Origin of the sequence: Micromonospora sp. NPDC047467 (assembly GCF_040643095.1) — a bacterium.
Classification (GTDB): domain Bacteria; phylum Actinomycetota; class Actinomycetes; order Mycobacteriales; family Micromonosporaceae; genus Micromonospora.
In genome coordinates this window covers 87,406-112,951 of sequence record NZ_JBEYTO010000011.1, presented here as the reverse complement: position 1 = coordinate 112,951, position 25,546 = coordinate 87,406, and the positions used below count along the sequence as shown (strand labels likewise).

General features: G+C 71.5%; 26 protein-coding genes. 4 read left to right on the top strand and 22 right to left on the bottom strand.

What is annotated here, in order from left to right; translation table 11 throughout:
* Positions 1 to 94: 94 nt before the first annotated feature.
* The 3 genes from ABZ780_RS26925 to ABZ780_RS26915 form a co-directional block, all read right to left on the bottom strand.
* The gene (locus tag ABZ780_RS26925) at positions 95 to 484 is read right to left on the bottom strand and encodes an ACT domain-containing protein (RefSeq protein WP_357003034.1); all 390 of its coding nucleotides are present in this window, start codon (positions 482 to 484) and stop codon (positions 95 to 97) included.
* Between the two features lie 75 nt (positions 485 to 559).
* On the bottom strand, positions 560 to 1,018 hold the full coding sequence (locus tag ABZ780_RS26920) for a hypothetical protein (RefSeq protein WP_357003032.1): 459 nt from the start codon (positions 1,016 to 1,018) through the stop codon (positions 560 to 562).
* Between the two features lie 166 nt (positions 1,019 to 1,184).
* Positions 1,185 to 1,925, bottom strand: a complete 741-nt coding sequence (locus ABZ780_RS26915; protein ID WP_357003030.1) for a hypothetical protein — start codon at positions 1,923 to 1,925, stop codon at positions 1,185 to 1,187.
* Between the two features lie 163 nt (positions 1,926 to 2,088).
* Here ABZ780_RS26915 and ABZ780_RS26910 point away from each other — a divergent pair, with 163 nt between their 5' ends.
* A complete protein-coding gene (locus ABZ780_RS26910) occupies positions 2,089 to 3,318 on the top strand; it encodes an arginine deiminase (protein WP_357003028.1) in 1,230 nt (409 codons plus the stop codon).
* A gap of 15 nt (positions 3,319 to 3,333) precedes the next feature.
* Here ABZ780_RS26910 and ABZ780_RS26905 read toward each other — a convergent pair whose 3' ends face one another.
* From ABZ780_RS26905 to ABZ780_RS26850, 12 genes are all read right to left on the bottom strand, one after another.
* Positions 3,334 to 4,221, bottom strand: a complete 888-nt coding sequence (locus ABZ780_RS26905) for a DUF5926 family protein (RefSeq protein WP_357487886.1) — start codon at positions 4,219 to 4,221, stop codon at positions 3,334 to 3,336.
* A gap of 60 nt (positions 4,222 to 4,281) precedes the next feature.
* Positions 4,282 to 4,698: an ATP-binding protein gene (locus ABZ780_RS26900; protein ID WP_357487915.1), complete on the bottom strand. Its 417-nt coding sequence runs from the start codon at positions 4,696 to 4,698 to the stop codon at positions 4,282 to 4,284.
* 55 nt (positions 4,699 to 4,753) lie between these two features.
* Positions 4,754 to 6,208, bottom strand: coding sequence for an ATP-binding protein (locus ABZ780_RS26895; protein ID WP_357487885.1), 1,455 nt, complete (start codon positions 6,206 to 6,208; stop codon positions 4,754 to 4,756).
* A 52-nt stretch (positions 6,209 to 6,260) separates the two neighbouring features.
* Complete coding sequence (locus tag ABZ780_RS26890; RefSeq protein WP_357003022.1) at positions 6,261 to 7,049, bottom strand: glycerophosphodiester phosphodiesterase family protein; 789 nt, start codon at positions 7,047 to 7,049, stop codon at positions 6,261 to 6,263.
* 10 nt (positions 7,050 to 7,059) lie between these two features.
* Positions 7,060 to 7,395, bottom strand: coding sequence for a rhodanese-like domain-containing protein (locus tag ABZ780_RS26885; protein ID WP_053652311.1), 336 nt, complete (start codon positions 7,393 to 7,395; stop codon positions 7,060 to 7,062).
* A 58-nt stretch (positions 7,396 to 7,453) separates the two neighbouring features.
* Positions 7,454 to 8,416: an LCP family protein gene (locus tag ABZ780_RS26880; protein ID WP_357487884.1), complete on the bottom strand. Its 963-nt coding sequence runs from the start codon at positions 8,414 to 8,416 to the stop codon at positions 7,454 to 7,456.
* 179 nt (positions 8,417 to 8,595) lie between these two features.
* Positions 8,596 to 9,627, bottom strand: coding sequence for an LCP family protein (locus ABZ780_RS26875; RefSeq protein WP_357004774.1), 1,032 nt, complete (start codon positions 9,625 to 9,627; stop codon positions 8,596 to 8,598).
* Between the two features lie 342 nt (positions 9,628 to 9,969).
* Positions 9,970 to 11,193, bottom strand: coding sequence for an LCP family protein (locus tag ABZ780_RS26870; protein WP_357487883.1), 1,224 nt, complete (start codon positions 11,191 to 11,193; stop codon positions 9,970 to 9,972).
* Between the two features lie 76 nt (positions 11,194 to 11,269).
* The gene (locus ABZ780_RS26865; RefSeq protein ID WP_357487882.1) at positions 11,270 to 12,247 is read right to left on the bottom strand and encodes an NAD-dependent epimerase/dehydratase family protein; all 978 of its coding nucleotides are present in this window, start codon (positions 12,245 to 12,247) and stop codon (positions 11,270 to 11,272) included.
* 80 nt (positions 12,248 to 12,327) lie between these two features.
* Positions 12,328 to 14,019 carry a cation acetate symporter gene (locus ABZ780_RS26860; protein ID WP_355587280.1) on the bottom strand — a complete coding sequence of 564 codons (1,692 nt, stop codon included), beginning with the start codon at positions 14,017 to 14,019 and terminating at the stop codon, positions 12,328 to 12,330.
* The gene (locus ABZ780_RS26855) at positions 13,997 to 14,362 is read right to left on the bottom strand and encodes a DUF485 domain-containing protein (protein WP_357487881.1); all 366 of its coding nucleotides are present in this window, start codon (positions 14,360 to 14,362) and stop codon (positions 13,997 to 13,999) included. The genes ABZ780_RS26860 and ABZ780_RS26855 overlap by 23 nt, the downstream gene beginning before the upstream one ends.
* A gap of 174 nt (positions 14,363 to 14,536) precedes the next feature.
* A complete protein-coding gene (locus ABZ780_RS26850; protein WP_357487914.1) occupies positions 14,537 to 15,289 on the bottom strand; it encodes a flavin reductase family protein in 753 nt (250 codons plus the stop codon).
* Positions 15,290 to 15,763: 474 nt separating this feature from the next.
* Between ABZ780_RS26850 and ABZ780_RS26845 the strand changes: the two genes are divergently transcribed.
* The 3 genes from ABZ780_RS26845 (at position 15,764) to ABZ780_RS26835 (ending at position 17,129) form a co-directional block, all read left to right on the top strand.
* Complete coding sequence (locus ABZ780_RS26845; protein ID WP_357487880.1) at positions 15,764 to 16,549, top strand: helix-turn-helix transcriptional regulator; 786 nt, start codon at positions 15,764 to 15,766, stop codon at positions 16,547 to 16,549.
* Positions 16,546 to 16,746, top strand: coding sequence for a DUF397 domain-containing protein (locus ABZ780_RS26840; protein ID WP_357003014.1), 201 nt, complete (start codon positions 16,546 to 16,548; stop codon positions 16,744 to 16,746). The genes ABZ780_RS26845 and ABZ780_RS26840 overlap by 4 nt, the downstream gene beginning before the upstream one ends.
* A 176-nt stretch (positions 16,747 to 16,922) precedes the next feature.
* Positions 16,923 to 17,129, top strand: coding sequence for a DUF397 domain-containing protein (locus ABZ780_RS26835; RefSeq protein WP_357487879.1), 207 nt, complete (start codon positions 16,923 to 16,925; stop codon positions 17,127 to 17,129).
* On the opposite strand, the gene ABZ780_RS26830 is transcribed toward ABZ780_RS26835, so the two are convergent.
* The 7 genes from ABZ780_RS26830 to ABZ780_RS26800 form a co-directional block, all read right to left on the bottom strand.
* Positions 17,126 to 18,829 carry an ABC transporter permease gene (locus ABZ780_RS26830; protein WP_357487878.1) on the bottom strand — a complete coding sequence of 568 codons (1,704 nt, stop codon included), beginning with the start codon at positions 18,827 to 18,829 and terminating at the stop codon, positions 17,126 to 17,128. The two genes, ABZ780_RS26835 and ABZ780_RS26830, sit on opposite strands and share 4 nt — an antisense overlap.
* Positions 18,814 to 19,578: an ABC transporter ATP-binding protein gene (locus ABZ780_RS26825; protein ID WP_357003008.1), complete on the bottom strand. Its 765-nt coding sequence runs from the start codon at positions 19,576 to 19,578 to the stop codon at positions 18,814 to 18,816. The genes ABZ780_RS26830 and ABZ780_RS26825 overlap by 16 nt, the downstream gene beginning before the upstream one ends.
* Before the next feature lie 168 nt (positions 19,579 to 19,746).
* Positions 19,747 to 21,387, bottom strand: coding sequence for a cation acetate symporter (locus ABZ780_RS26820; RefSeq protein WP_357003006.1), 1,641 nt, complete (start codon positions 21,385 to 21,387; stop codon positions 19,747 to 19,749).
* On the bottom strand, positions 21,388 to 21,801 hold the full coding sequence (locus ABZ780_RS26815; RefSeq protein ID WP_357487877.1) for a hypothetical protein: 414 nt from the start codon (positions 21,799 to 21,801) through the stop codon (positions 21,388 to 21,390).
* Between the two features lie 44 nt (positions 21,802 to 21,845).
* A complete protein-coding gene (locus ABZ780_RS26810; protein ID WP_357487876.1) occupies positions 21,846 to 23,774 on the bottom strand; it encodes a DUF4153 domain-containing protein in 1,929 nt (642 codons plus the stop codon).
* A complete protein-coding gene (locus ABZ780_RS26805; protein ID WP_357487875.1) occupies positions 23,771 to 24,841 on the bottom strand; it encodes a HAMP domain-containing sensor histidine kinase in 1,071 nt (356 codons plus the stop codon). The genes ABZ780_RS26810 and ABZ780_RS26805 overlap by 4 nt, the downstream gene beginning before the upstream one ends.
* A complete protein-coding gene (locus ABZ780_RS26800; RefSeq protein WP_357002998.1) occupies positions 24,841 to 25,518 on the bottom strand; it encodes a response regulator transcription factor in 678 nt (225 codons plus the stop codon). Before ABZ780_RS26800 ends, ABZ780_RS26805 begins: the two co-directional genes overlap by 1 nt.
* Positions 25,519 to 25,546 lie beyond the last annotated feature (28 nt).

The following is a 25,546-nucleotide window of genomic DNA, read 5'->3' as shown; positions in this document are numbered from 1 at the left end:
AACGGCACGGGCCGATCCTCGGGACATCGGGGAAGCTCGTCGCGGCCGGGGGTGGCCGAGCCCATCGTAGGGCGAGCGGCCGGCCGGGTGAAGCTCAGCCGAGGACTCGGTGCCCGGCGCGCTCCAGAGCGGCCGCGCCCTCGGTCAGCCGGACGGTCGGCACCAGCAGGTAGTCGGTGTCGAAGGTGGAGAACGTGACCACGCTGACCCGAGCCTCGGCGAGCGGCCCGACAAGTGCCGCAAGCGTTCCCGTGGTGGCCACCCCCACCGGGCCGGCGACCTTCAGGCAGCGCCAGGAGGTCTCCACCACGGCCTTCGCCGGAGCGCGGTCGCTCGGGCAGATCACCGACATCCCGTCGGCGGTCCAGCTCACGGAGACCACGTCGGCGCGGCCCAACTCGCTCGACAGCGCGTACGGCAGGGCGGTGCCGGCGGCCAACCGGCACACGGCGTACTCCCCCGGCAGCAGAGCGATATCGAGCATGAGGGCACCTTACGGCGTCGGTGTGGGCTCACGCCGACATTGCCACGTGCGGCGAACGCCACACTCCGCCGCAGGTCAGACCTCGGAGAAGAAGGTGAGTGACCCCGCCACGGCACCGTTGGCGTGCACCGGGGTGGAGATCGCGTCGACCGTCGCGTCGGAGCTGTTCGCCGAGGCCGCCTGCACCCGGAGCAGCCCACGGGCGAGTCGGCCGGAGGAGAGCGCCAGCAGGGGAGGGATCTTGTCGATTTCGGCCTCGGTCAGCTCACCCCGGTTGGCGGTGAAGTCGAGCAGGCGCAGACCGCCGTCGAGCAGTGGCCGCCCGATCAGGCCGGCCGGCTCGCCCAGGCAGAGCAGCTCGCAGCCGGCCGTGGAGATGGCCACCACAAGGGTGTCAGCGTCGATCAGCAGACACGGCTCGTCGGCCCGGCAGACCGTCGAGGACCACTGACCGAAGTTGTCGGACCCCAGCTCTGTCGAGGCCCGCGCCGTTGGCACGAACACTTCCGAGAGTGAGAGTTCGACGTGGGCCACCGAGCCTCCTATGTACACCGACGGACTGTCCACGCTAGCCGGTCACCGACGGGACCACCGAGCGCACCGGGTCACCGGGCCGTGCGGCCTGAGCCGGGGCGGTCGGTGACGGCGCGGGAGCCGGTGGGGGGCGGGGAACCGGGGCCGCGTGGCGTCGCCGGTGACGTTACCGGTGGTGGGCCGGCTTGTCAGCGGCCGTTCGGCCCTCGTCGTACCACCGGTAGTCGGCTGCTGGACGGTACGTGCCCTTCAGCCAGGTGCCGGGGTGCTGGGCGACCCGGGACAGCTTCTCGGCCGTGGCGGGGCTGATCCGACTGCCACCGGCCACGAGGAGCCGGTCCAGCTCCCGGTGGGTGGCCATCAGACAGTCCTTCGGAAGGCCGTAGACGCTGATCACGCCGGAGCCCACGAAGGTCAGCACCGGCGACACCGGAATGGTCAGCCCCACCGCGTCGCTGAGGGCCTTGCTGGCCCGCTTGGCGTCCCGACGGGCCTCGGCCACGTACGGCGGCCGCTTGCCGTTGATCTGCACCACGTCACCGGCGACGAGCACCCGGGCGCGGCCGTGGTCGGCGATGGTCACCGCGAACAGGCCGCTCGGCCCGATGGCGAGGAACCCGGCGCGTTCGTCCTGAGGGCGGTCGAGCACAGCGTCCGCCATGTCGGTGCGGGGCCACTCGATGACGTGCCAGGCCGGCCCGAGGTGGTCGAGCTGGCCGAGTGCCCGCGCTCCGGCCGCCTCCAGCCGACGGGCTCCCCGCTCGGCACGGCGGCGCCGAGCCCAGGCGAGCGGTGTCGGACGGATCGGTTCGAGAACCCCCGGCGACTCGACGCGGGGGTGGGGCACCGCGACGGGCGGCAGTGCCCGGGCGGTCGGTACGGCTCGTCGTGCGGGAAAGACAGTCATCGCGACCTCCGGCAAAAGGTCCCTCGAAGTTATGTCCTCACTACCCTACGTTGCCACTCCCGGTGTTCGGCAAGCAGGAACGCCGGAGTGACTACGGATGAATGCCATATTCATCCACAGTTCTTTTCTCGGATGCCGCTAAACCCTGCCCTACGCTGCGGGGGTGACCCACTACGTCGACAGTGAAGTCGGCCGGCTCGGCACCGTGCTCCTGCACCGACCCGGCCCGGAACTGGCCCGGCTCACCCCGCGCAACAACGACTCGCTCCTGTTCGACGCGATCCCCTGGGTGGGCCGCGCCCAGGAGGAGCACGACGCGTTCGCCGCCGCGCTGCGCGAGCGCGGCGTCGAGGTGCTCTACCTGGCCGCACTGCTGGCCGAGACGCTGGCCGTCGCCGACGCCCGGGCCGAACTCACCGAGCAGGTGCTGCGTTCCCGCCGACTCGGCGACACCCTGCGCGCCCGGGTCGCCGACCACCTCGCCTACCTGGACCCGGCCGCGCTGGCCGACGTGCTCATCGCCGGGCTCGCCCACGAGGAGCTGCGGATCAGTTCGGAGCGGCCGGGCGGGTTGGTCTACACCCTGATGGACCGGCACGACTTCGTCATCGACCCGCTGCCGAACCTGCTGTTCACCCGGGACTCGTCGCTGTGGATCGGCGACCGGGTCGGTGTCACAAGCCTGGCCATGCCGGCCCGCCGGCGGGAAACCACCCTGACCGACGCCATCTACCGCTACCATCCACGCTTCGCCGGCACCGAGTTCGTGTACCGTCCCCACCTCGAACACCTGGAGGGCGGGGACGTTTTGCTGCTCGCCCCGGGCGTGCTCGCGGTCGGGGTGGGCGAGCGGACCACACCGGCCGGCGCGGAACGCCTCGGCCGGCAGGTCTTCGCCGCCGGGCTGGCCCACACCATCCTGGTGGTGCCGATCGCCCAGGAGCGCGCCACCATGCACCTGGACACCGTCTGCACGATGGTCGACGTGGACGCCGTGCTGATGTATCCCAACATCGCCAGCACGCTGTCGGCGTACACGGTGATCGCCGGCGCCGACGGCGAGGACCCGCGGGTGGACGGCCCCGCGCCCTTCCTGCGGGCCGCCGCCGACGCGATGGACCTCGACCAGCTCCGGGTCATCGACACCGGGCTGGACCCGGTCACCGCCGAACGCGAGCAGTGGGACGACGGCAACAACACCCTCGCCCTGGCGCCCCGGCTCTGCGTCGGCTACGAACGCAACACCGCGACCAACGCGCAGTTGGAGCGGGCCGGCATCGAGGTCATCCCGATCGCGGGCTCAGAGTTGGGCTCCGGTCGGGGCGGCCCACGCTGCATGTCCTGCCCGATGGTCCGCGACCCGCTGAGGGAAGGGCACCTGGTGGACGGCTAGTGGGCGGCCCTGACGTCAGCGGAGGGTGAGCTGGCGACCGAGCAGCCCCTGGCGGGCCCGCCGGCCGGCGGCGTCGAGCGGGTCGGTGGCGGTGAGCGCCTCCGCGTACCGCTTGGCGAACTGCGCGACCGGGTCTTCCCAGTCGGCCGCCGGAGTCTGCTCCGGCAGGTCCCAGACCGGCACCAGCCGACCGTGCGCGCGGAACATGCCGGCGAACTTGGTCTGCTCGCCGAGCGTCAACGTGCCGGCCGCGCCGAGCCGGGCCAGCGCGTCCAGGGCGGCGTCCTCGTCCTCCGGCAGCACCCAGCGCACGTGTGCCTTCTCCGGGACCTGGCACCAGTACGCGGCCTTCGCCGCGGCCAGCCGCACCGTCGGGTAGATGGCGGCGTTCGCCCGCTCCAGCGACGCCTGGACCGTCGGGTCGTCCGCCGCACCGGGGTCGAGCCAGAACTCGAACCCGTCGTGCATGCTGATCTCCAGTGGACCGTCCACCAGGATGTCCTGGAGTCGGGGGCCCGGGCCGGGCAGCGGCGGTACGGCCACCTGGCCGCCCGGCTCGGCCCGCAGCGCGCAGAGCAGCGCGTCGGCCAGATCGCGGGAGACGTCGCCGGACTGCTGGTGACGCTGCAGACCGATGAGCACGCGGCCGTCCGGTTTGCTCACCGCCGGTGCGGCCATCGGCAGCACCGTGGCCAACGTGACCGGCCGGTCCCCGAACTCCTCGACGACGGCGGGCGCCAGCCGCAGCGGCGCGGACGCGGCGGGCACCAGCTCACGCAGCGCGATCCACTCGGGCTCGTCAACCAGCCCTTCGAACGGTCGCGGCACGAAGATGTCCCGCACCTTGTCCTTTCGGGGGGCGGTGTCGACGGCGGCGCGCTGGCTCTTTCGACGCTTGCTCACGGCGTCACAGCCTAGAGGCCCGGCGGCCCCGTCGTGGGCCGGACCCACCCGCGCGGTCGTTCAGCCCGCCGTCACCAGGTCGGAGCGGGTCGTCGCGGTCGGGTCGAACTCCGCCCACACGCGTTGACCCATGCCGTCGCGCTCGACGCCCCAGCGGGTGGCCAGCCCGGCCACGATGTGCAGCCCGCGCCCGTCGGCGGCGTCCGGATTGGCCGTCCGGATCCGTGGCCCGGTGCTCGCGCCACCGTCGGTCACCCGCAGCTGGATCCGTGGGCCCTCAGCCGAGGGCCGCAACCGCCAGGCCACCCGGACCACGCCGCCGGGCAGCGGCTGGGCGTGTCGCACCGAGTTGCCCACCAGCTCGGCGAGCACCGCGATCAGGTCCGCGAGAAGCGTCGGGGGTACGACGTCCGCGAGATCGCCGGCCAGCCGGTGCCGGGCCAGCCGTGCGCCAGCGGGGTGGTGGGGAACCACCACGCACCACGCCCGATCCCTCACTGCCACCGTCGCCTCCACGTCGCGCCGCCGCCGGTCAACCGCGCGGCAGCCGCACCTCTGCGACCGTACCGCCGTCGGTCCTCGGACGTAGGGATACCCATCCATTCTGCTGTTCAACGATTCGGCGGACGAGATAGAGGCCGAGCCCCGCGCCCGGGTAGCCGCGCCGGTCGCCGGACTCTCCCTGCCAGAACCGGTCGAAGGCCCGCTCCACGTGCTCGGGGCGGATGCCGATGCCCCGGTCGCTGACCCGGAACCCGACGAGCTGACCGTCGACCCCGGCGGTGATCTCGATGGGGGAGCCCGGAGGCGAGTACTTGCCCGCGTTGGTCACCAGCTCGGTCAGCACGGTGGTCAGGCTGGGCCGGTGGCCGAGCGCCTTGGGCAGGTCGGCGGGGAGGCGCAGCTCCAGTCGCCGGCGCAGCTCCGCCGGCAGGTCGACGACGGCGGTCCGCAGTGCCTCACCGAGATCGAACGGGCTGGGCGGGTCGTCGCCCGGGCCGGTCTCGGCGGCCGAGGACAGCAGCCGGTCGACCAGCCGGGCCAACTCGTTGGCGCGCTGCCCGATCACCCGGGCGGCCTGCCGGCGTTCGGCGTCGTTCAGCGAATCCCAGTGGTCGGTGAGAGTGTCCGCGTACCCCTTGATCACCGTGACCGGGGTGCGCAGCTCGTGGCTGGTCACCGCGACGAACAGGTCCCGGTCGTGATCGCGGCGCTGCTGGTCGGTGATGTCGCGGAAGGTGACCACCCGCAGCGAGCCAGGGCCGGGCAACTCGCCGGAGGTGATCCGCAGCCAGCGGCCGTCCGGCAGCCGGTGATCGCGGACCTGGCCGGAGGGCGGCATCGGCATCGGCAGCGGGCGGTTCAGCGCCTGTTCGGCTGTCTGACCGGTGACCTGGACGGCGGCCGGGTTCCAGAGCCGGACGTGCCCCTCACGGTCCACCACGGCCAGCCCGTCGGCGAGCGCCGCCACCACCGGCCCGTCGCCGTGCACCGGCAGGCCGCTCTGGTCGCCGTACATGTGCCCGACGCACGAGGCGAGGTAGGTGACCACCCCCTGCTGCTCGTCGCCCGGCTCGTCCTCGCCCGGGTAGAAGGCGTGCAGGCTGCCGACGGTGTGCCCGCCGATCTCGGCCCGGGACACCACCATCCGGCGTAGCCCGCTGCCGGCCAACTCGCCGGCGAGCTTGCCGTTGAGGTCGTTCACGTGGACCTGGCGCACGCGCGGCCCGGAGAGCAGGCAGACGGTGTCCGGGTCGTCCGCCGCCAGCGGGCGCCCGAGGGCCCACTCCGCCGCGCCGGTCGCCGCGATCACCCGGCCACCGGTCGGGCCGAACTCGACGAACGCCATACCTGTCGCGCCGAGCGCCGGCTGGGCTGCCCGGAGCAGTTGGGTGAGGACCGGCAGCCCCGCGTCCCCAGAATTGATCATCTCGATGACGACAGTATGGCCGGCGATGAGAGCGGGGAAATCGATACGCTCCGGCATGTGCCGAGTCTGCACCGGCGACCCGACTTCCGGCACCCCCTGTCGATGCCGATCAACGGTCCCGTCGGGCGAGAGCGTGCGCCGGTCGGTCGGTGATGATCCCGTCCACCTCGGCGGCCAGCACCAGCTCCAGGTCGGCCGGGTCGTTGACCGTCCAGACGTACACCTGGTTGCCGGCGGCGCGCAGCGCGGGCAGCAACTGCGGGCGGGCACGGACCAGGCCGATGCCCGGCCCGGCGATGCGGGCGCCGAACGGCAGCCGACCCGCCGGCCACCAGCGCGGCAGCACCTCCAGCAGCAGCACCGTGGGCAGCGTCGGGGCCAACTCCCGGACCCGTCGGACCGCCAGCGGGGAGAACGACATCACGGTGACCTGCACCGGGTCGTCCGGCGTCGGGTCGGCCAGCCCGTACGCCCGCAGCAGGGCGACCAGCCGTCGTTCCACGTTCGAGCCGTAGCGGGACGGGTGTTTGGTCTCCACGAGCAGCCGGACCGGCCGCCCGGCGGCCAGCACCGCGTCGAGCAGCCGAGTCAGGGTCAGCAGCCGGGTGTGCGACTCGTCCGGCGGCAGGTCACCGCTCGGCGCGCTGCCCGGATGCCAGGAGCCGAAGTCGAGCGCCTCCAGTTCGGCGAGCGTACGCGCGCTGACCAGACCCCGGCCGTTGCTGGTGCGGTCCAGACGCCGGTCGTGGACGCAGACCAGGTGCCCGTCCCGGGTCAGCCGGACGTCGCACTCCAGCCCGTCGGCGCCCTCGTCGAGGGCGCGCAGATAGGCGGCGAGGGTGTGCTCCGGAAGGTCGTACGACGCGCCGCGGTGCGCGAAGACCAGAGGCCCGCCCATGTCGACGGCCTCAGATGACCTGGCCGGGCTGTCCGTTTCCGTCGACCACCGGGCGGCCGACGGCGGCCCACTGGCGCATTCCGCCGTCGGCGTTGCGCACCCGGTCCCAGCCGTTGTTGACCAGGTAGGCGACGACCTGGGCGGAGCGACCGCCGGAGCGGCAGACGACCGCCACATCCCGGTCGGTGGGCACCTCGGCGAGGCGGGCCGGCAGTTCCATCATCGGCAGGTGGTGGGCGTTGGGGGCGTGGCCCGCCGCCCATTCGTCATCCTCCCGCACGTCGAGCAGGTAGGTGTCATCGGCGATCTCGGTCACGGGCACGGTGGGAACCTGGGGTCCGAACACAGGAAGCAACACTAGATCCTCGCCGGCCGGTTCGGTGCCGACCGGGCCGTCGATACCATCACAACCGGGTCACCCAGCGCGGGTTGGCCTGCGCCCAGGCCGGCAGGCGGGTGCCGCGGACGGCCTCGAAAAGCCCGTTGCCGCCGTTGTCGAGCACCACGTACGAGACCCCGTCGATGGTCTGCGGGGACGAGGGCACCTGGACGCCGCGCATTCCGTCGGGCGGCAGCGCGCGTAGCGCGAGGAGCAGGTCCTCCAGGGGTACGCCGTTGGTGTCGACCGTCAGCGACCCGCCGACCGCGCGGAGCACCTGGTCCAGTTTCACCGGGTTGGTGCGCAGGTCCGCCTGGCCGGCGCTGTCCAGCATCGCCCGGAGCAACTGCTGCTGGTGGCGCTGCCGGTCGTAGTCGCCGCCGGGCAGGTCATAGCGCTGCCGCACGTAGTCCAGCGCCTGCGCCCCGTCCATCCGCTGGCAGCCGGTGGGGAAGACCCGTTTGGTGTGGATCGAGCGGACCTCGGTGTCCACGCACATTTGGACGCCGCCGAGCAGGTCGATGACCTTGCGGAAGCCGGAGAAGTCGATCAGCGCCGCGCCGTCGAAGCGGATGCCGGTGAGCCGGTTGAGGGTGGCGGAGAGGAGTTGGGTGCCGGCCTGTCCGCCGCCACCATGCTCGTACGCCGCATTGATCTTGTCTGGACCGCCGCCGAAGCCGTTCGCGGGCGGGATGGCGACCAGCAGGTCACGCGGGATGGAGACCAGGTACGCCTCGCGCCGGCCGGCGGGCACGTGCACGATGAGGATGGTGTCCGAGCGCTGGTCGGGTTCGCTGCTGCCAGCGCGCCGGTCGGTGCCGATGAGCAGGTAGTTGAGCGGCCCGTCCAGGTCGGTGCGGTCGCTGCGGGCGTCGGTGTGGAGCAGTTGCTCCTTGGTCACCGTGCGGTCGTACCGGTGGGTGAGCGTCTTGAGGCCGACCACCGCGAGCCCGGCCAGCAGGACGAGGGCCAGCCCGACGCCGAGCATGATCCGCGGACCACGGCCACGGCCCGACCGGGCGGATCGGGCGTCGCCGGCCCGGCCCACCACGTTCCGTCCGGACCTGGACGTGTCCGCCTCCCCGCAGCCGTCACGTGAAACCTGCTCACGTCAGGCTACGGTCCGTGACGGGGACGACCGCGGGCTTTTCCCCTACATCGGCCCGCTCACTTGCGGGTGGAGATCACCTCGGGGTTGGCGAAGACGAACTCGGCAAGCTTGTCCTGCTTGAGCGCGCGGAACATGCCCATCGTCTGTTCGCTCAGGGTCTCGGTGCCGCTACCGGTGCTGTGGAAGGTGCCGTTGTTGGTCTTGAGCATGGTCAGCTCGTTCGCGGTCACCCCGCGCATGGTGTAGATGAAGCTCTCGATCGAGGCGCCGCCGGTGTCCAGCACGAACGCCTTGCCGGCCGCCTTGATCAACTGTTGGAGCTTGCCCGGGCTGGTCAGCATGTCACTGTCGGTGGCCTTCTTGGCCATCGCCTTGATCAGCTGCTGCTGGTTCTGCTGGCGGTCGTAGTCACCGTTGCGGAGGGACTTGCGCTGCCGGGAGTAGTCGAGCGCCGCCCAGCCCTCCATCTCCTGGCAACCCTTCTTGTGCACCACCGGGGTCCTCGGCTTGCCGGTCTTCTTGGCGTCCGCGTTCCACATCGGCTTGCCGTCGACGTACGACATGTGCAGCGACTCGACCTCTTGACTGACGCAGATCCGCACGGTGCCGAGCGTGTCGATGACGTTCTTGAAGCCGCCGAAGTTGATGATCGCGGCACCGTCGAAGCTGACCCCGGTGAGGCGCTTGATCGTCTGCGCCATCAGCTGGGCGCCACCCTCCCAGCCGCCGCCGTTGCGGGCGCCAACCTCGAAGGCCGCATTGATCTTCCCGCTGCCACCGGACCAACCGCCCTTCGGGTGGGCCGGGATGTACGCCTCGGTGTCGCGGGGGATGGAGATCAGGTACGCCTGGTCGTGCGAGGCCGGAATGTGCAGGATGATGATGCTGTCCGAGCGGACGTTGTCGGCCGCCCAGCGCTCCCGCGCGTCCACGCCGAGCAGAAGCATGTCGATCGGCCCGTCCAGGCTCGCCCCACCCTCGGCGTCGGACTTGCTGGCGCCACCCAACAGGTTGCGCTGCGCGATGTCACCGGTCGCCTGGCTGATCAGCACCTTGCCGCCGACGATGCCCGCCCCACTGGTGAGCATCAGCACCGCGCCGAAGATGACGGTCAGTCGGGCCCAGAGCGGATCCTTGCGCTTGGGCCGCTTCTTCGCCGGCCCCTTCCCGCCCGACCGCCCGCCGCGGCCCGGGGGGCGATCGCCCGGCCCACCGCCCGACGAGCCCGGCTGCGCCGGTATGGACGCGGCGATTCGACCGCTCGGAGCGGCGGAGGAAGGGCGTCGGCTGGCCTGAACCGGCATTCGTGCTCCAGCTCGTGATCAGGATGGGGCGGCACCACTCTACGTACATCAAATCGACTTGGCGAGTTCTTCTCGTGTCAATCCGGACGTCGAATTTCTCAGACTCGGTCGATCGCCGCCGTTCGATCAGCCGCCGTCGGTGCTCTTCGGCGGGTTGGCCTTGACCCAGTCCGCCATGGTGTCCGCCGACATGGCCTGGTACATCGCCAGCGCCTTCTCCCGGTCGGAGACCACCACCGACTCGCCGTTGATCGTGTCGCTGCCCGCGTTGGGGCTGGTCAGGAACGTGAGGTTCTGCCCCCGCAGGTTGCGGAACTGCACTGCCATGTCGGTCAACGAGAAGTCCTGGTCGACCGTGACGGCCGCGGTCACCGACTTGAGGAAGTCGTTGAGCTTCTTCGGGTTCGCCAGCGTGCCGGTGCTCGCCGCCTTGTCCATCAGTGCCCGCAGGAATTCCTGCTGGTGCCGCATCCGGGCGAAGTCGCCGTCCGGGAACTGCTTGCGCTGCCGGATCCAGTCCAGCGCCTCCGCGCCGTCCATGTGGTTGGTGCCCTTGGTGAACGTCCGGTACGGCTTGTGGATCGAGGTGATCGTCCGCTCCACCTTCAGGTCGACACCGCCGAGGGCGTCCGTGACCTCCTTGAAGCCACCGAAGTCGATCGCCATCACGTGGTCGATCCGGACGTCGGTGAAGCACTCCACGGTGCGGACCGCCAGCGGCAGCCCGCCGAACGCGAACGCCGCATTGATCTTCGCGCGCTGGCCGGAACCGCAGTCCGCGCCGGCGCTCTTCGGGATCGGCACGTAGAGGTCACGCGGGATGGAGACCAGGTACGCCTCCTGGTGGTCGGCCGGAATGTGCATCACGATGATCGTGTCGGCTCGCCACTGGCTCTTGGTGTCGACCGGCGCGTCCGGGTCCCGGGAGTCGCTGCCGACCAGGAGGATGTTGAACGCGCCGTCGACGGGCTTGGCCGGTCGACCGCCGGTGATCTCCGCGAAGGGGTCGGTCCGGGCCAGGTCGTTGTTGAGGTTGCGCGCGTACATCCAGGCACCGAGGCCGCCGAGCAGCGCCAGGACCAGCACCGCGATCCCGGCCACCAGGCCGATCCGCCCCCAGCGCGGCCGTGGACCACGCCGCCCCGAACCGCCGACGCCACCCGGGCCACCGGGCCCTCGCGGCCCGGCCGGGCCGCCCGACCGGAGCTGTTCATCGTCGTGTGACGGGTACCAGCGTGCCTCCGACGGGCGGGCGCGCCCGGAGGCGCCCCGGTCGGGGCCGGGCACCGAGGCGCGCCCAGCGCTGCGGTTCAGGTACGGCTGCGGAACGCCGGCAGAGGTCGCTGACATGTAATTGAGGGTACGTAGCGGGAGCCACTCTCGCCCCCAGGCAACGCTCAGCGATCGGCGGTCTGTCGCGCGCCGGTTACCCTAGCCGCGCCCGGAAATACTCGATCGTGCGTCGCAGGCCGTCTTCGGGCGCCACGGTCGGCTCGTATCCGAGCAGCTCCCGGGCGAGGGTCAGATCCGGGCGCCGCATCTCCGGGTCGTCGGCGCTGCGAGTGATGTAGGTCACCTCCGAGTTGCTGTCGGAGAGCGACACGATCAACTCAGCGAGTTGTCGCATGGAGAGCTCGTGCTCGGTGCCGCAGTTGACCGGGCCCGTCTCGGTCGAGTCGAGCAGCAGCAGGATGCCCCGCACCAGGTCCTCGACGAAGCAGATCGACCGGGTCTGGTTGCCGGTGCCGTGCACGGTGATCGGCTCGCCGCGCAGCGCCTGGGAGATGAAGGTCGGGATGGCCCGCCCGTCGTCCGGGCGCATCCGCGGGCCGTACGTGTTGAAGATCCGGACGATCGCCGCGTCGAGCCCCCGGTAGCGGTGGTACGCCATGGTGGCCGCCTCGGAGAAGCGCTTCGCCTCGTCGTAGACGCTGCGGACCCCGATCGGGTTGACGTTGCCCCAGTAGGTCTCGCGCTGCGGGTGCTCCTTCGGGTCCCCGTACGCCTCGGAGGTGGAGGCCATCAGGAACCGGGCGCCGTCGGCGACAGCGCGCTCCAGCAGGTGCAGGGTGCCCACCGAGCCGACCCGGAGGATCTCCACCGGCAGCTGGGCGAAGTCGGTGGGGCTGGCCGGCGAGGCCATGTGCAGGATCGCGTCGAACCGCTGCGCCAGCGCCGGGTGGTGGGTCGGCAGGCCGTCGGAGATGTCCGCCTCGACCAGGGTGAAGGTTGGCCGGTCCAGCAGGTGGGCGACGTTCTCCTTGGAGCCGGTCACGAAGTTGTCCAGCGCCACCACCGTGCAGCCCCGGGCAATCAGCGAATCCACCAGGTGTGAGGGAACGAAACCGGCGCCGCCGGTGACGAGAACGCGATGACCGGAACCGAATCGCTGGGCAACCTTCATGCCGGTCAGCCTACCGATCCCCATTCACGCGGGAAGGGCCCCCGGCGGGCGGGGGCCCTTCCCGACGAACGTGCCGCGCGTCAGTGGGCGCCGGCGCCGGTGAGGGCGCGGACCTCCAGCTCCGCGTACTTGTCCTCGTCGTGCTCCTTGGAGATGACGGTGCCGATCCACCCGCACAGGAACCCGAACGGGATCGAGAGGATGCCCGGGTTGGACAGCGGGAACCACTGCCAGTCGTGATCCGGGAACATCGAGGTCGCCGCTCCGGAGACCACCGGCGAGAAGAACACCAGCAGTACGGCCGAGAGCAGACCGCCGTAGATCGCCCACACCGCTCCGGAGGTGTTGAACCGCCGCCAGAAGAGGCTGTAGAGGATCGCCGGCAGGTTGCCCGACGCGGCGACCGCGAAGGCCAGCGCCACCAGGAACGCCACGTTGAGGTTCTGGGCGTAGATCGACAACAGGATGGAGACCGCGCCGATCACCAGGGCGGAGATCCGGGCGACCCGTACCTCCTGGCGCTCCGACGCCTCGCCCTTCTTCATGACGTTCGCGTAGAAGTCGTGCGCCAGGCTGGAGGATGAGGCCAGGGTCAACCCGGCGACCACCGCCAGGATGGTGGCGAAGGCGACCGCTGCGATGATTGCCAGCAGGGCCGCCCCTCCTAGGTCGCCGCCGAAGAAGTCGATGCCGAGTGCCTCGGCCAACTGCGGCGCGGCGGTGTTGCCGGCCTTGTCCTGCGCGGTGATCGCCTCACTGCCCACCAGCGCCGCCGCACCGAAGCCGAGGGCCAGGGTGAGCAGGTAGAAGGTGCCGATGATGCCGATCGCCCAGAGCACGCTCTTGCGGGCCGCCTTCGCGGTCGGCACGGTGTAGAAGCGGATCAGGATGTGCGGCAGACCGGCGGTGCCGAGCACCAGGGCGATGCCGAGCGAGAGCAGGTCGACCTTGTTGTAGAAGGTCTGTGTCGCATTGCCGGCCACCTCGACGCCGTACCGCAACCCTGGTTCGAGGAACGCGCTGCCCTTGCCCGAGGAGGCGGCGGCGTCACCGAGCAGCGACGACAGGTTGAACTTGTACTTCGCCAGCACCAGCAGGGTCATCAGCAGCGCGCCGCCCATCAGCAGGAACGCCTTGACGATCTGCACGTAGGTGGTGCCCTTCATGCCGCCCACGGTGACGTAGATGATCATCAGGGCGCCGACCATGATGATGGTGGCCACCTTGGCGGTGGCCGCGTCCATGCCGAGGAAGGTCGTCCCCGGCCGGATGCCCAGCAGGAGCGCGACCAGCGCGCCCGCGCCCACCATCTGCGCCAGCAGGTAGAAGATCGACACCGTGATGGTGGAGACCGCCGCCGCCGTACGCACCGGACGCTGCCGCATCCGGAAGGCCAGCACGTCCGCCATCGTGTACCGGCCGGAGTTGCGCAGCAGTTCGGCGACGAGCAGCAGGGCCACCAGCCAGGCGACCAGGAAGCCGATCGAGTAGAGGAAGCCGTCGTAGCCGTAGAGCGCGATGATGCCGGCGATGCCGAGGAACGAGGCGGCAGACATGTAGTCGCCGCCGATCGCCATGCCGTTCTGGAAACCGGAGAAGGACCGGCCACCCGCGTAGAAGTCGGTAGCCGTCTTGGTCTGCCGGCTGGCCCAGATGGTGATGGCCAGGGTCACCGCCACGAAGACCAGGAAGAGCGTGATGGTCAGGTTGCGGGCGGTGTGGTTTGTCGCTTCCGCCGCGAGGAACGTCTCAACCGCGTGGACCGTCTTCACGGGTCACCTCCCCGATCTCGGCGCGAATCCGGTCAGCGATGGGGTCGATCTTCCGGTCCGCGTACCGGGAGTAGAGCCAGGCGATCAGGAACGTGGAGACGAACTGGAGCAGGCCGAAGACCAGCGCGACGTTGATGTTGCTGCCGAACAGCTTCGTGCCCATGAAGTCCCGGGCGTACGCGGAGAGAATGACGTAGAGCGCATACCACAGGAAGAACGCGACGGTCATCGGGAAGACGAAGCCGCGCAGCGCACGCCGCAGCCCGGCGAACTCGTCCGACCGTTGTACGGCCAGGTACTTGTCCGACTGGGAAGCAGCCGGAGCGGGTGTGTCCGTGGACATCTGTGGATCACCACCTTCACAGGCGTCAGAGGAGTTTCGCGCACCGTAAAGAGCGCGCTCCCCGACGCGGAAGGGTGAGATCGACACCGGTCGTCGAGTGCGCCGAGCGGTCGCCTGGCTGCGCCGAGTGACCCAGGTCACTCCGGTGACCGGTCGGCCCGGGGGGCCGCCCGTTCAGCTCGGCAGCTCGTGGTACCGACCGCGATAGTGCAGCAGCGGAGCGGCCTCCTCGGCCAGGTCGACAGCCTCGATGGTGGCCTCCACCAGCAGGCCCCAGCCGTACTCCCGGGCGGTGTCCAGTCGGCACGCGGCCCAACCGCCCGCGTCCGCCGGCACCGGCCCGTAGGGCGTCTCGATCCACGTGTCCGCGGCGAAGAGCCCGCCCGGAGAGGGGAACAGGCCGGCGAACCGATCGGCGAGCTGCCGGTGCGGCGGCCCGAGCGGCGTGACCGCGAACCGGCCCGCCTCCTCGGCTGCCGCCCAAAAATCGGACTCCGCGTCGATCAGCCCGACCAGCCGGTCCGGCTCCCCCTCGGCGACCAGGGTGGACGACACCGTCAGCCCGGCCGGGCCGGGGGCCGTCCAGAGGGTCACCGGCGCGGCGAGCCGGCCGCGCAGTCGACGTACCGGCGATCGCTGCCCGCTCGGCACCGCGAACGGATCGGTGGAATGGATCTCGGCGCCCGGCTCATGATTCACGTGAAACATTGTGCCGCCCCGCACCCTCGCCCAGCCAAGGAAGCGCTCGTGCAGGTCGGCGGGGCGCCCGTTGAGGCGGGCGAGTTGATCGCCCGCCTCCGCCATCGCCGAGCCCAGGTAGACCAGCAGCGCCACGCGGTCGTGTCGGTACTCGGCGAGCAGCGCCAGCCGCGCCGGCTGGCATGGCCAGGGCGCGCCGCAGCTTCGACACCGCCAGAGCGGGCGCATCGGCAGGTGTGGGCGGCTCATCACCGCTCTCCGGTTGACCGCGTCGGCGGAGTCGGCCGTCCGCCGTTCGCACGCCAGGTTTGCGCCGGGGTCAGCCAACCGGCCCGGCCTGGTCGCGGCAGGGCCACCGTCGGCCCGTTCGCCCACGCAGGTGGTCGATTCGGCGGGCCTGCCGACCGCTCCGATCCGGCCGCGCCCGGCACGGCCGCCGGTGCCGCGATCTTCCTTTTCCGGTACGGCCACCGCGCCCCGTTCCTGCCACGGATGAACCCGAACATGACTGATCTCCTCCCGGTCAAGGGGGCCGCCCCGATCGGGGGATGACCGGGGCGGCCCGAACGCAGGACCGGACGCCGGGACGTCGCCTCCACCGACCGGGCCGCGTGTCCTCCACCCTGGACGGAGAGGCGCGGACAGGGGAGGATGCCAGGGCTTACTACGCAGCGGGGTCACGTACTTACCGGAGAGGTAAGGATGAACGTCGAAATGTGGGTGCGAGCGTTGAAGGCCGCCCGAGCAGGTGCCGAGGTGTCCCAGGAGGCACTGGCGACCCTGACCAAGTGGAGTCCGTCCACGGTGGCCGCCATCGAGACCGGCCGCCGCCGGCCGACCATGGAGTTCGCGGTCGCCGCAGACGAGGCCCTCACCACCGGCGGCCTCCTCGCCGAATTGTTGATCGCTGCCGATCGACAGCGGCTGCCGACCTGGTTCGTCCCGTGGCGTCACCACGAGGAGCAAGCGACCCGACTGTGTGAATTCGAGCCGTGCCTGATTCCTGGCCTCCTTCAGACCGATGACTACGCACGGGCGGTGATCTCCGCTGGCGGCCTCAACTCGGTCGACGTGGTGGACGAGTTGGTGACGATCCGGATGGATCGTCAGCAGTTGTGGCAGCGCGCAGAGCCGCCGCAGTGCGTCTTCGTCCTGGACGAGATCGCTCTACGACGCCCGGTAGGTGGGCCGGCGGTACTGGACGCTCAGCTCGGTCGGCTGTTGGAACTCGCCGCCATGCCGAGCGTCAGACTGCACGTCGTGCCGCTCGACATTGGAGCCCACGTCGGTTTGGCCGGCGGCTTCCTGCTCGCTGAACTGCCAGACGGTGAGCGGGTCACCTACGTCGAGGATGTTGCTCGCGGACACGTCATCGACGACCCGGAAGTCGTCCGTCTGGTTGGTCGGAAATGGGATAGCCTGCTCGGCGAGGCACTGTCCACGGGTGCTTCGCTGGATCTGATCCGGAAGCTGAAGGTGACACCATGACCGTTGCTCAACCGCGTTGGCGTACATCGACCAGGTCCGGCGACACGGGGGGCGCCTGCGTCGAGGTGGCGGACAACCTGCCTGGCGTCGTCCTGGTCCGGGACAGCAAGGACCGCTCCGGCCCGACCCTCACCTTCGCTCCGGCCGCCTGGCGTGGCTTCGTCGCCGCCCAGGCACCCAGCCGCCACGCTGATTGACGGCGGGGGTGTGACCGTGGCCAGCAGGGTGGGCATGCCCCTCGCCACGCCTGCGGACACGTCATCGACGATGCGGAAGTCGTCCGTCTGGTTGGTCGGAAATGGCATAGCCTGCTCGGCGAGGCACTGTCCACGGGTGCTTCGCTGGATCTGATCCGGAAGCTGAAGGTGACGCCATGACGATGAACGAGCCGCGTTGGCGCACGTCCACCCGGTCGACCGACTCCGGCGGCAACTGCGTCGAGGTGGCAGACAACCTGCCCGGTGTCGTCCTGGTCCGGGACAGCAAGGATCGCTCCGGCCCGACCCTCTCCTTCGCTCCGGCCGCTTGGCGTGGCTTCATCGCCGAGACTGTCCAGGCCACCAGCCGCCGCGCCGGTTAGCGCCTCGGGGTGACCGTGACCAGCAACTCCGGCTGGCGCCGGTCCAGCACGTCGCCGGCCAGGTAGGCGCCGAGCAGCGCCGCGCCCAACCCGTACGCCGCGCCGAGCGGGAAGGCCAGCCAGAGCCAGGCGTCCCCGAGCAGCGCCGCAGCAACCAGCATCGGCACCGCGGCGACCGCCGAGACGATCATGACCAGCAGGGTGAGCAGCCCCTTCGCCATACCCGCGCCGCTGTTCATCGCGAACGGGTTGCTCGTCTCCGGCAGCGAGTACGCCCCGAGCACCGAGACGAAACTGTTCACCGCCAGCCCGACACCGTAGGTGGCGGCCAGGCTGCCGGCGGCAAGCCCGATCCAGCCCGGCCGGCCGAGCAGCAACGACAGCACCACCGCGACGAACGCCAGCATCGGCAGGACGTACAGCGAGAAGGCCGTCATTCGTGCGCGCAACTCCATCCGGCCGGGCACTCCGGTCACCACGTTCACGGCGTACGCGCTGCCGTCGAAGCCGAACTGGTTGGCCAGGGTGACCGCCGCGAGCACGCCGATGAAGATCATCGATAGGGTGACCAGCACCGGCGAACTGCCGCCGGCGCCCGTCGTGAAGCCCTGCCTCTCCTCGACCGCGAGGCTCAAGCCACCAAGGTTGATCATCACGGGGATGAAGATGCCGACCACGGCGATCGTGATCAGGTTTGCCCGGCGGCGGGCGTCCCTCCACCAGTAGCGTGCCTCCCGGGCGACAAGCGCACCGAAGCGGTCCCGGCGGAGCCAGCCGGCGACCCGGGGAAACAGTTGGGCGACCGCACCGCCGGTGACTCCGCGCTGCGCCGGGGCCTTGCCGGTGCTCGCCGCACCCACCATCGCCGACTCCAACGACCGCGACCACCAGGCCAGCAGGGCGCCGATCGCCACCGCCGTGATCAGCAACTTGACCGGGGCGGCCCACACCCGCCCCTGCGCCAGGTCGATGCCGGCGGTCCACGGCGCGCCGAGCGGCGTCCAGCCGATCACGGTCGCGACGCCGGTCAGCCGGGTCCAGTCCGTCTCCTGCAGCGCCGCGAGGCCGAAGACCTGCAACGGGCCGAGCAGCGCCGCCGTCACCGCCAACAGGACGGCCGCCAGGTCCCGCACCCGGCGGGACCGCAACATCGTCGCGAAGGCACTGGTCACCGCCCGGCTGGCGGCCACACAGAGCAACAGCCCACCGAGTACGCCGATCCCGGCCACCAGGCCGGCGGACCATCCCCCCAACACCCAGGAGGTCAGCACCAGCCCCGACGACGCGATCAACACCGCCAGCATCGGCACGCTGACCAGCGCGGCGGCGAAGAGGCCGGTGACCAGCGTGCGGCGGGTCAACGGCAGCAACGCGAACCGGGCCGGGTCCAGCGTCTCGTCCACCCCGAAGAAGACCAGCGGCAGCAGCAGCCAACCCAGCACCAACAGCCCGCCGCCGGCTGCCGCGACCAACACCGCGTACCGGCCGTTGTCCGTCAGGCCCGGCGCGGCGAACAGGAAGAAGCCGCTGGCGGCGAACCAGAGCCCGAACAGCGCACCGCCGATGAACAGCGCGACCCGCCAGCCCTGGCCCCGGAAGCTGTTGCCCATCACCCGCAGCTTGAGTCGCACGAAGTGCCGTGCGCCGACGGACCGCACCGGACCGGCGGGCGCGGTGTCGATGCTCACCGGGACAGCCATGACAACTCGTCACCGGTAGCGGTGCGCCCGCCGACCACCTCGACGAAGACCTGCTCCAGCGAGCGCTCGCCGCGTACCTCCGCGAGCGTGCCGACCCGCTTGATCACGCCCTGGGCGAGGATCGCCACGTGCGAGCACAACCGCTCGACGACCTCCATCACGTGACTGGAGAAGACCACCGTGCCGCCGCCGGCCGCGTACCGGGTGAGGATGTCGCGGATCAGCGCGGCCGAGACCGGGTCGACCGCCTCGAACGGCTCGTCCAGCACCAGCACCCGAGGGCCGTGCAGCAGCGCGCAGGCCAGGCCGATCTTCTTCTTCATGCCCGCCGAGTAGTCCACCACCAGCGTCCGCCCGGCGTCGCCGAGCGCCAGCACGTCCAGCAACTCCGCCGCACGCTGATCGATCACCGCCGGGTCCATCCCCCGCAACAACCCGTTGTACGCCAGCAGTTCCGCACCGGTCAGCCGGTCGAACAGGCGTACCCCGTCGGGCATCACGCCGAGCAGCGCCTTGGCGGTCACCGGATCCCGCCACACGTCGTGACCGAGCACCCACGCCGAGCCGGCGTCCGGTCGCAGCAGACCGACCGCCATCGACAGGGTGGTCGTCTTGCCGGCGCCGTTCGGCCCGAGCAGGCCGTAGAAGGAGCCGGCGGGGACGTCCAGGTCGACGCCGGCCACCGCGATGGTGCCGTCGAACCGCTTGGCCAGGCCACGCAGCGCGAGCGCGGGGTGCTCACCAGTCATGGGCCCGACGTTATCCGCCGACCGCCAGTTCCGTCGTCCGGCGGCGGGCGGACCGGTCGTCATCCCCGAGACGGAGTTCCTCCGATGCTTGATCCACTCCAGGTCGGCGATGTGGTGCCATCCCGACGCCCGGTTACCCCCATATCGCCGACATGGTGGCCGTCCACCTCACAGGCGGAGGGCTTCGGGGGTGTGCAGGCGGAGCATCGTGGCGGCGACGTCGAGCGGTGCCCGCCGACGGGTCGCCATCGACACCGCGATCATCACGGTGAAGGCCAGCGGCACCGTCCAGGCGGCCGGCTGTGCGATGAGCGTGGCTGGCCAGCCATCCAACGGGGGGCCGAGCACGGTGACCAGCACCGCGCCGATCGCCGCGCCGCCGCCGACCAGCACCCCGGCGGCGGCCCCCAGATCGGTCAGCCCTCGCCACCAGATGCCCAGCACCAGCAGCGGACAGAAGCTCGACGCGGCGACCGCGAAGGCCAACCCGACCACCTGGGACACGTCCAGGCCGGACAGGTTCAGTGCCAGCACCGCCGGCACGACACCGGCGATCACGGTGGCGAGTCGGAAGTTACGCACCGAACCCCGACCGAGCACGTCCGTCGAGATCACCCCGGCGACGCTGGTCAGCAGCCCGGACGAGGTGGAGAGGAAGGCCGCGAACGCGCCCGCCGCGACCAGCGCGGCGAGCAGCCGTCCGGCCAGCCCGTCGCCGAGGACCGCGCCGGGCAGCAGCACCACCACCGCGTCGGTCTGCCCGCTGATGAGCAGCTGTGGGGTGTAGATCCGCCCCAGCACCCCGTACAGGGTGGGCAGCAGGTAGAAGACACCGACCAGGGCCAGCACCACCAGCGTCGTCCGGCGGGCCGCAGCGCCGTCGGGGTTGGTGTAGAAGCGCACCAGCACGTGCGGAAGGCCCATGGTGCCCAGGAACGTGGCCAGGATCAGCGAGTACGTGGCGAACAGGCCCCGGTCGTCGTCGCCCGCGGCGCTGGGCAGCAGCCAGTCCCCGGCGTCGATGGCCACCCCGGACACCTGCGGCACTGGGTCACCGGCGGCGAAGGACAGCTCATCGCCGGGGCGTACCTCCCGGATGTCGCCATCGGGCAGGGTGAGGGTCGCGCGGTGCTCGACCACGACGGTGGTCGCGGTCCGGAACGTCGGCCCGTCGGGCGGCGTCACCGCCGGGCGGCCATCGGCCTGCCACTGCAACGCCAGAAAGATCACGGGTACGGCGAGAGCGGTCAACTTGAGCCAGTACTGGAACGCCTGCACGAAGGTGATGGCACGCATCCCGCCGAGCGCCACGTTGGCGGTGACCACGGCGGCCACCAGCAGGGCGCCGACCGGGTACGGGGCGCCGGCCAACGTGGACAGGGTGAGGCCGGCGCCCTGAAGCTGCGGCACCAGGTAGAGCCAGCCGATGAAGATCACGAATGCCGTGGCCAGGATGCGCAACCGGCGCGACCCGAGCCGCAGCTCGCAGAAGTCCGGCAGGGTGAACGCGCCCGAGCGGCGCAGCGGCGCGGCCACGAAGAGCAGCAGGGCCAGGTAACCGGCGGCGAACCCGACCGGGTACCAGAGGACGTCGACGCCGTATTTGAGGACCAGACCGGCGACGCCGAGGAAGCTCGCCGCCGACAGGTACTCCCCGCCGATCGCCGCGGCGTTCCAGGTCGGGCTGATCACCCGGGACGCGACCAGGAAGTCGGAGGTGGTGCGGCCCAGCCGCAGCCCGTAGAAACCGATCCCGAGGGTGACCAGGGTGACCGCGACGATGGCCGGAACCACGTAGTCGTTGCCCACTCAGCGCTCCGGCCGCTGCACCAGGTCGGTGAAGTCCTGCTCGTTGCGCTCGGCCAGCCGCACGTACGCCCAGCCCACCGCGATCAGGAACGGGAAGGAGGCCACGCCGAGCAGCAGCCAGGGCAGGTTGACGCCCCCGACGGTGGTCCGGCCGAGCGACGGCGCGATGGCGAACAGCCACGGCAGCCCACCCAACCCGATGGCGACCACCAGCGAGAGCCGCAGCGCCAGTGCGAGCTGGGCCCGGACCAGGCCGCGGACCAGCGCCTCACCGACCCGGGTCTGCTGGGCCAACTCGGCGCGGGTCCGCTCGGCGTGGCTGTCCCGCCGGGTGATCTCGGCGAGCACGATCCGGGCACGCTGGGGCGGCGGTACCGCACCGCCCGACCCCACGTCGGGGAGTTGCTTGGCCACCCCGGCAGTCTTGCCCGCCCGGCGCGATTGTCAAGCGTTCCCGATCACCAGCGCCGCAGACCGGGACAGTCCGTCAGGCTGCCGGCGACCGGCATCGGGCCGAGTATCCGCCGGGCCTCCTCCCGGCCGAGGTTCGTCGCCCAGATGCCGTCCCGGGGCAGTTCGGCGGCGATCTCCCCCAGCGCACACGTCCGCATCGGCTCAGGCAGCCGGTCCAGAGCCGGTACGGCGTCGGCGGAGAGCCCGGAGAGGTAACTGACGTCCAGGCGGCCGGTCTCCAGGTAACGGTCGACGTTCCGTTCGGCGATCAGCCGATCCGGGTTGATCAGGGCCAACCCGAGCAGCGCCAGCACCGCCGTGCCGATCACCAGCCGGGGCAGCCAGTCCGCCCGCAGCCGAGCCACGGCCACGCCGACCAGCACGAAGAGCAGCCCGAGCCACAGCTCGACGGAGGCCACGAAGAGCCTCAGCCGGGTGGCACCGTACGCGTCGGAGTAGACCTGCATCCGGTAGAGCGCCGAGGCGACGACGACCAGGCTGAGCGCGGTGAGCGCGCCGAGGAGCGCGCGGACCAGCAGCCGGTCGGCTCGGGTCGCCTTCGGTGCCCGGCGGGCGGCGACCGCGATCACCAGCAGGGTGAGCGCGGTGACGGCGAGCAGTTGCCAGAACCCGCCACGGGCGTACTCGGCGTAGGTGAGCCCCGCCGTGCGCAGCACGTGCCCCGCGCCGCCGAAGAACACCGTCATCTGCACCAGCACGAACGCGGCGAACAGGGCGTCGAGCAGCACCAGCGGCAGGATCCATTCCAGCCGGTGCGCCGGCCGGCCCGGAGTTGCTCGCAGACCGTCCAGGTCGGGCGGGCGGCTGACCAGGTACGCGCCGCCGAGCAGGCCCATGCCGATCAGCCCCAGCCGCACCAGCCAGCCGAGCACACCACCGGGCGAGATGTCGGGCAGCAGGCCCGTCACCAGGTCGGCGAAGACCGCGTCGGCGGAGGCGAAGAGCACGCCGAACAGGGTCAGGAGACCGGCCGAGATCGCGAGGCTGGTCACGATCCGCCCGATCCCCGGGCCGACCGGGCCGGTGCGGCTCAGCCCGCGTACCGCCCAGGGGAGCGCCCGGACCGTCGCGGCCGGCGGCAGCGTCGCGGCCATCAGCATCCCCAACGGGCTCCGTCCGCCGGTCACCGCGAGCGTCGCGGTCACCGCGGCGGCGAGCAGGCAGAGCACGAAGAGCCAGCCGGCGGCCCGGACCGTGCCCACGGCGACCAGCGCGACCGTCGCGGCGGCCCAGGCGGCCTGCGCCGCCCGCCCCGGTGCCCCCGTGGCATCGGGACGGGCGGTCGCTGCCGCCGGCGTGGTCGGGGTCGGCGTGGCCGGGGTCGGTTTGGTCGTGGCCGTCGTCGGCGTGGCCGGGGTCGGCGTGGTCGTGGTCGGGGTCGGCGTGGTCGGGGTCGGTTTGGCTGCCGGCGGGGTCGGTGTGGCGGGGTCCGGTTCGGGTCGAGCGGCGGCCGACGCTGGGCGGACCGCAGCGGGTGCGACAGCGGGCGGCACCGGCTGGGTGCCGGGTGTGTCGGCGGGCGGGGTCTGCTCGGTGTGGCCCGCCGCCGGAGATGACGTGTGTGGCCGGATGGCCCCGGCGACGACGAGCGCGGCGGTGGCCGCCAATGCGGCCACCAGCCACCCGAGGCCGGGACGGACCACCGTCAGCGCCGAGGCGCCGAGAATGGCCGCCGCAGCCAGCACGGTCAGCAGCAGTGGGTGGGGTGCCCGGGACGGCCCCGGCCAGCGCTGTTCGATCAGCGAAGGCTGCCGTGGCGTGACGGGCGGGGCGGGCCATCCCCGGGGCTGGCCGGCCGCCGGCGGGCTCGCCGGGCCGGGACCGAACCCGGGTTGGGCGGCACCGCCGGGTGGCGAGGGCTGCGGCCGGGCCGGGCCGCTGGTCGGAACGGACGTGCTGCCGGGGCTGGTCATGCGGCCTCTTCTCGCTGCGGCCCGTTGATCGGGATGGTGACCTGGATATGGCAGCCGGGCTGGGAACCCTTGGCGGCTCCGACCGGGTCGAGGACGCGGATCTGGCCGCCGTGGAGTTCGACGACCCACCGGGCGATGGCCAGGCCCAGCCCGGTCCCACCGCCTGCCGCCCGGTCGCCACGGGTGAACCGCTCGAACACCCGGGAACGCTCCGACGGCGGGATGCCCTGCCCCTCGTCGCTCACCTCGAAGCGGAGTTGGCCGGCGTGCTCGTCGGCGCTGACCCGGACGGTGCCGCCGGGTGGGCTGTGCCGCGCCGCGTTGTCCAGCAGGTTCGCGAACACCTGGTGCAGTCGCCACGGGTCGGCGTGCACGGTCAGTGGCACCGCCGGCTCGTGGAGCCGGAAGTGCACGTCCAGCCCCGCGCCGGCCGCGCTCGCCGTGGCGTGCTCCACCGCCTCGTCGAGGAAGTCCCCCACGTCGATGCGGACCCGGCGCAGTGGCACCACCCCGGCGTCGAGGCGGGACAGGTCGAGCAGGTCGGCGACGAGGTGCCCGAGCCGCTGGGTCTGGGACAGCGCCGAGCGCAGCGCCGCCGGTTCGGGCTCGGCCACCCCGTCCACCATGTTCTCCAGGACGCCCTGCAACGCGGTGATCGGCGTACGCAGCTCGTGGGAGACGTTCGCGATCAGCTCGCGGCGGCGCTGGTCCGCGGCGTCCAGGTCCTCGGCCATCTTGTTGAACGCCTGGGCCAGCTCACCGACCTCGTCCCGAGAAGTGGCGCGTACCCGCCGGGTGTAGTCGCCCCGGGCCATCGCCCCGGCGGCGGCCGTCATCTCCCGCAGTGGCGAGGTCATCCCGTGGGCGAGCACCTGCGAGGTGACAAGCGCGATGCAGATGACCGTGATCGACGTGCCCGGTGGGAGCCAACCGATGCCGTACCAGAAGTAGCCGATGGCCACGGCCCACGAGGCGACCAGCAGGACGCCGAGCTTCATCTTGATCGAGCGGATCGGGTCGAGCGGGCGGGGCAGCACGCGATTCAGCCAGTCCGCCAGCCGCCCCATCACGCGGGCACCTCCAGGGCGTACCCGACGCCGTGGACGGTCCGGATCAGGTCGGCGCCCAGCTTCCGGCGTAGCGCCTTGACGTGGCTGTCCACCGTGCGGGTGCCGCTGCCGTCGCCCCATCCCCACACGTCGGCGAGCAGCCGTTCCCGGGGAAGGACCGTGCGCGGTCGACCGGCGAGATGCACCAGCAGGTCGAACTCGGTCGGCGTGAGGTGTACGTCCGCGCCCGACCGGCGAACCCGCCGCTCGGCCTCGTTGATCTCGATGTCGCCGAGGCGGATAGCGGGCGGCGCGGGGACGGCGGCCCGCTCCACCCGACGCAGCAGCACGTGCACCCGGGCGGCCAGTTCGCGCATCGAGAACGGCTTGGTGAGGTAGTCGTCCGCGCCGACCGCGAGCCCCACCAGCAGGTCCGTCTCGTCGTCGCGGGCGGTGAGCATCAGCACCGGCACCGGCCGGTCGGCCTGGATCCGCCGGCACACCTCCAGGCCGTCGAAGCCGGGCAGCATCACGTCGAGGACGACGAGGTCGGGCTGCCCGGCGCGGAACCGCTCGACGGCGCTGGGGCCGTCCGTGGCGATCTCCACCAGGAAACCCTCGGCGCGGAGTCGGGCGGCGACCGATTCGGCGATGGTGCGTTCGTCCTCGACCACCAGGACGCGGCGTTCCTTCATGGGCTCTGACTGTAGGGAGCCGCCGTGG

Bases quoted from the DNA above. Each gene is read 5' to 3' on its own strand.
- ABZ780_RS26925 (WP_357003034.1), bottom strand. From the start codon at position 484: ATGCTCGATATCGCTCTGCTGCCGGGGGAGTACGCCGTGTGCCGGTTG.
- ABZ780_RS26915 (WP_357003030.1), bottom strand. From the start codon at position 1,925: ATGACTGTCTTTCCCGCACGACGAGCCGTACCGACCGCCCGGGCACTG.
- ABZ780_RS26895 (WP_357487885.1), bottom strand. From the start codon at position 6,208: ATGCCGGAGCGTATCGATTTCCCCGCTCTCATCGCCGGCCATACTGTC.
- ABZ780_RS26890 (WP_357003022.1), bottom strand. From the start codon at position 7,049: ATGGGCGGGCCTCTGGTCTTCGCGCACCGCGGCGCGTCGTACGACCTT.
- ABZ780_RS26880 (WP_357487884.1), bottom strand. From the start codon at position 8,416: ATGCTCGGCGTCGGGCTGGCCCTCGTCCTGCTGGCCGGGCTCGCGGTG.
- ABZ780_RS26875 (WP_357004774.1), bottom strand. From the start codon at position 9,627: ATGCTCACCAGTGGGGCGGGCATCGTCGGCGGCAAGGTGCTGATCAGC.
- ABZ780_RS26870 (WP_357487883.1), bottom strand. From the start codon at position 11,193: ATGTCAGCGACCTCTGCCGGCGTTCCGCAGCCGTACCTGAACCGCAGC.
- ABZ780_RS26865 (WP_357487882.1), bottom strand. From the start codon at position 12,247: ATGAAGGTTGCCCAGCGATTCGGTTCCGGTCATCGCGTTCTCGTCACC.
- ABZ780_RS26855 (WP_357487881.1), bottom strand. From the start codon at position 14,362: ATGTCCACGGACACACCCGCTCCGGCTGCTTCCCAGTCGGACAAGTAC.
- ABZ780_RS26850 (WP_357487914.1), bottom strand. From the start codon at position 15,289: ATGCGCCCGCTCTGGCGGTGTCGAAGCTGCGGCGCGCCCTGGCCATGC.
- ABZ780_RS26845 (WP_357487880.1), top strand. From the start codon at position 15,764: ATGAACGTCGAAATGTGGGTGCGAGCGTTGAAGGCCGCCCGAGCAGGT.
- ABZ780_RS26840 (WP_357003014.1), top strand. From the start codon at position 16,546: ATGACCGTTGCTCAACCGCGTTGGCGTACATCGACCAGGTCCGGCGAC.
- ABZ780_RS26835 (WP_357487879.1), top strand. From the start codon at position 16,923: ATGACGATGAACGAGCCGCGTTGGCGCACGTCCACCCGGTCGACCGAC.
- ABZ780_RS26830 (WP_357487878.1), bottom strand. From the start codon at position 18,829: ATGGCTGTCCCGGTGAGCATCGACACCGCGCCCGCCGGTCCGGTGCGG.
- ABZ780_RS26825 (WP_357003008.1), bottom strand. From the start codon at position 19,578: ATGACTGGTGAGCACCCCGCGCTCGCGCTGCGTGGCCTGGCCAAGCGG.
- ABZ780_RS26810 (WP_357487876.1), bottom strand. From the start codon at position 23,774: ATGACCAGCCCCGGCAGCACGTCCGTTCCGACCAGCGGCCCGGCCCGG.
- ABZ780_RS26805 (WP_357487875.1), bottom strand. From the start codon at position 24,841: ATGGGGCGGCTGGCGGACTGGCTGAATCGCGTGCTGCCCCGCCCGCTC.
- ABZ780_RS26800 (WP_357002998.1), bottom strand. From the start codon at position 25,518: ATGAAGGAACGCCGCGTCCTGGTGGTCGAGGACGAACGCACCATCGCC.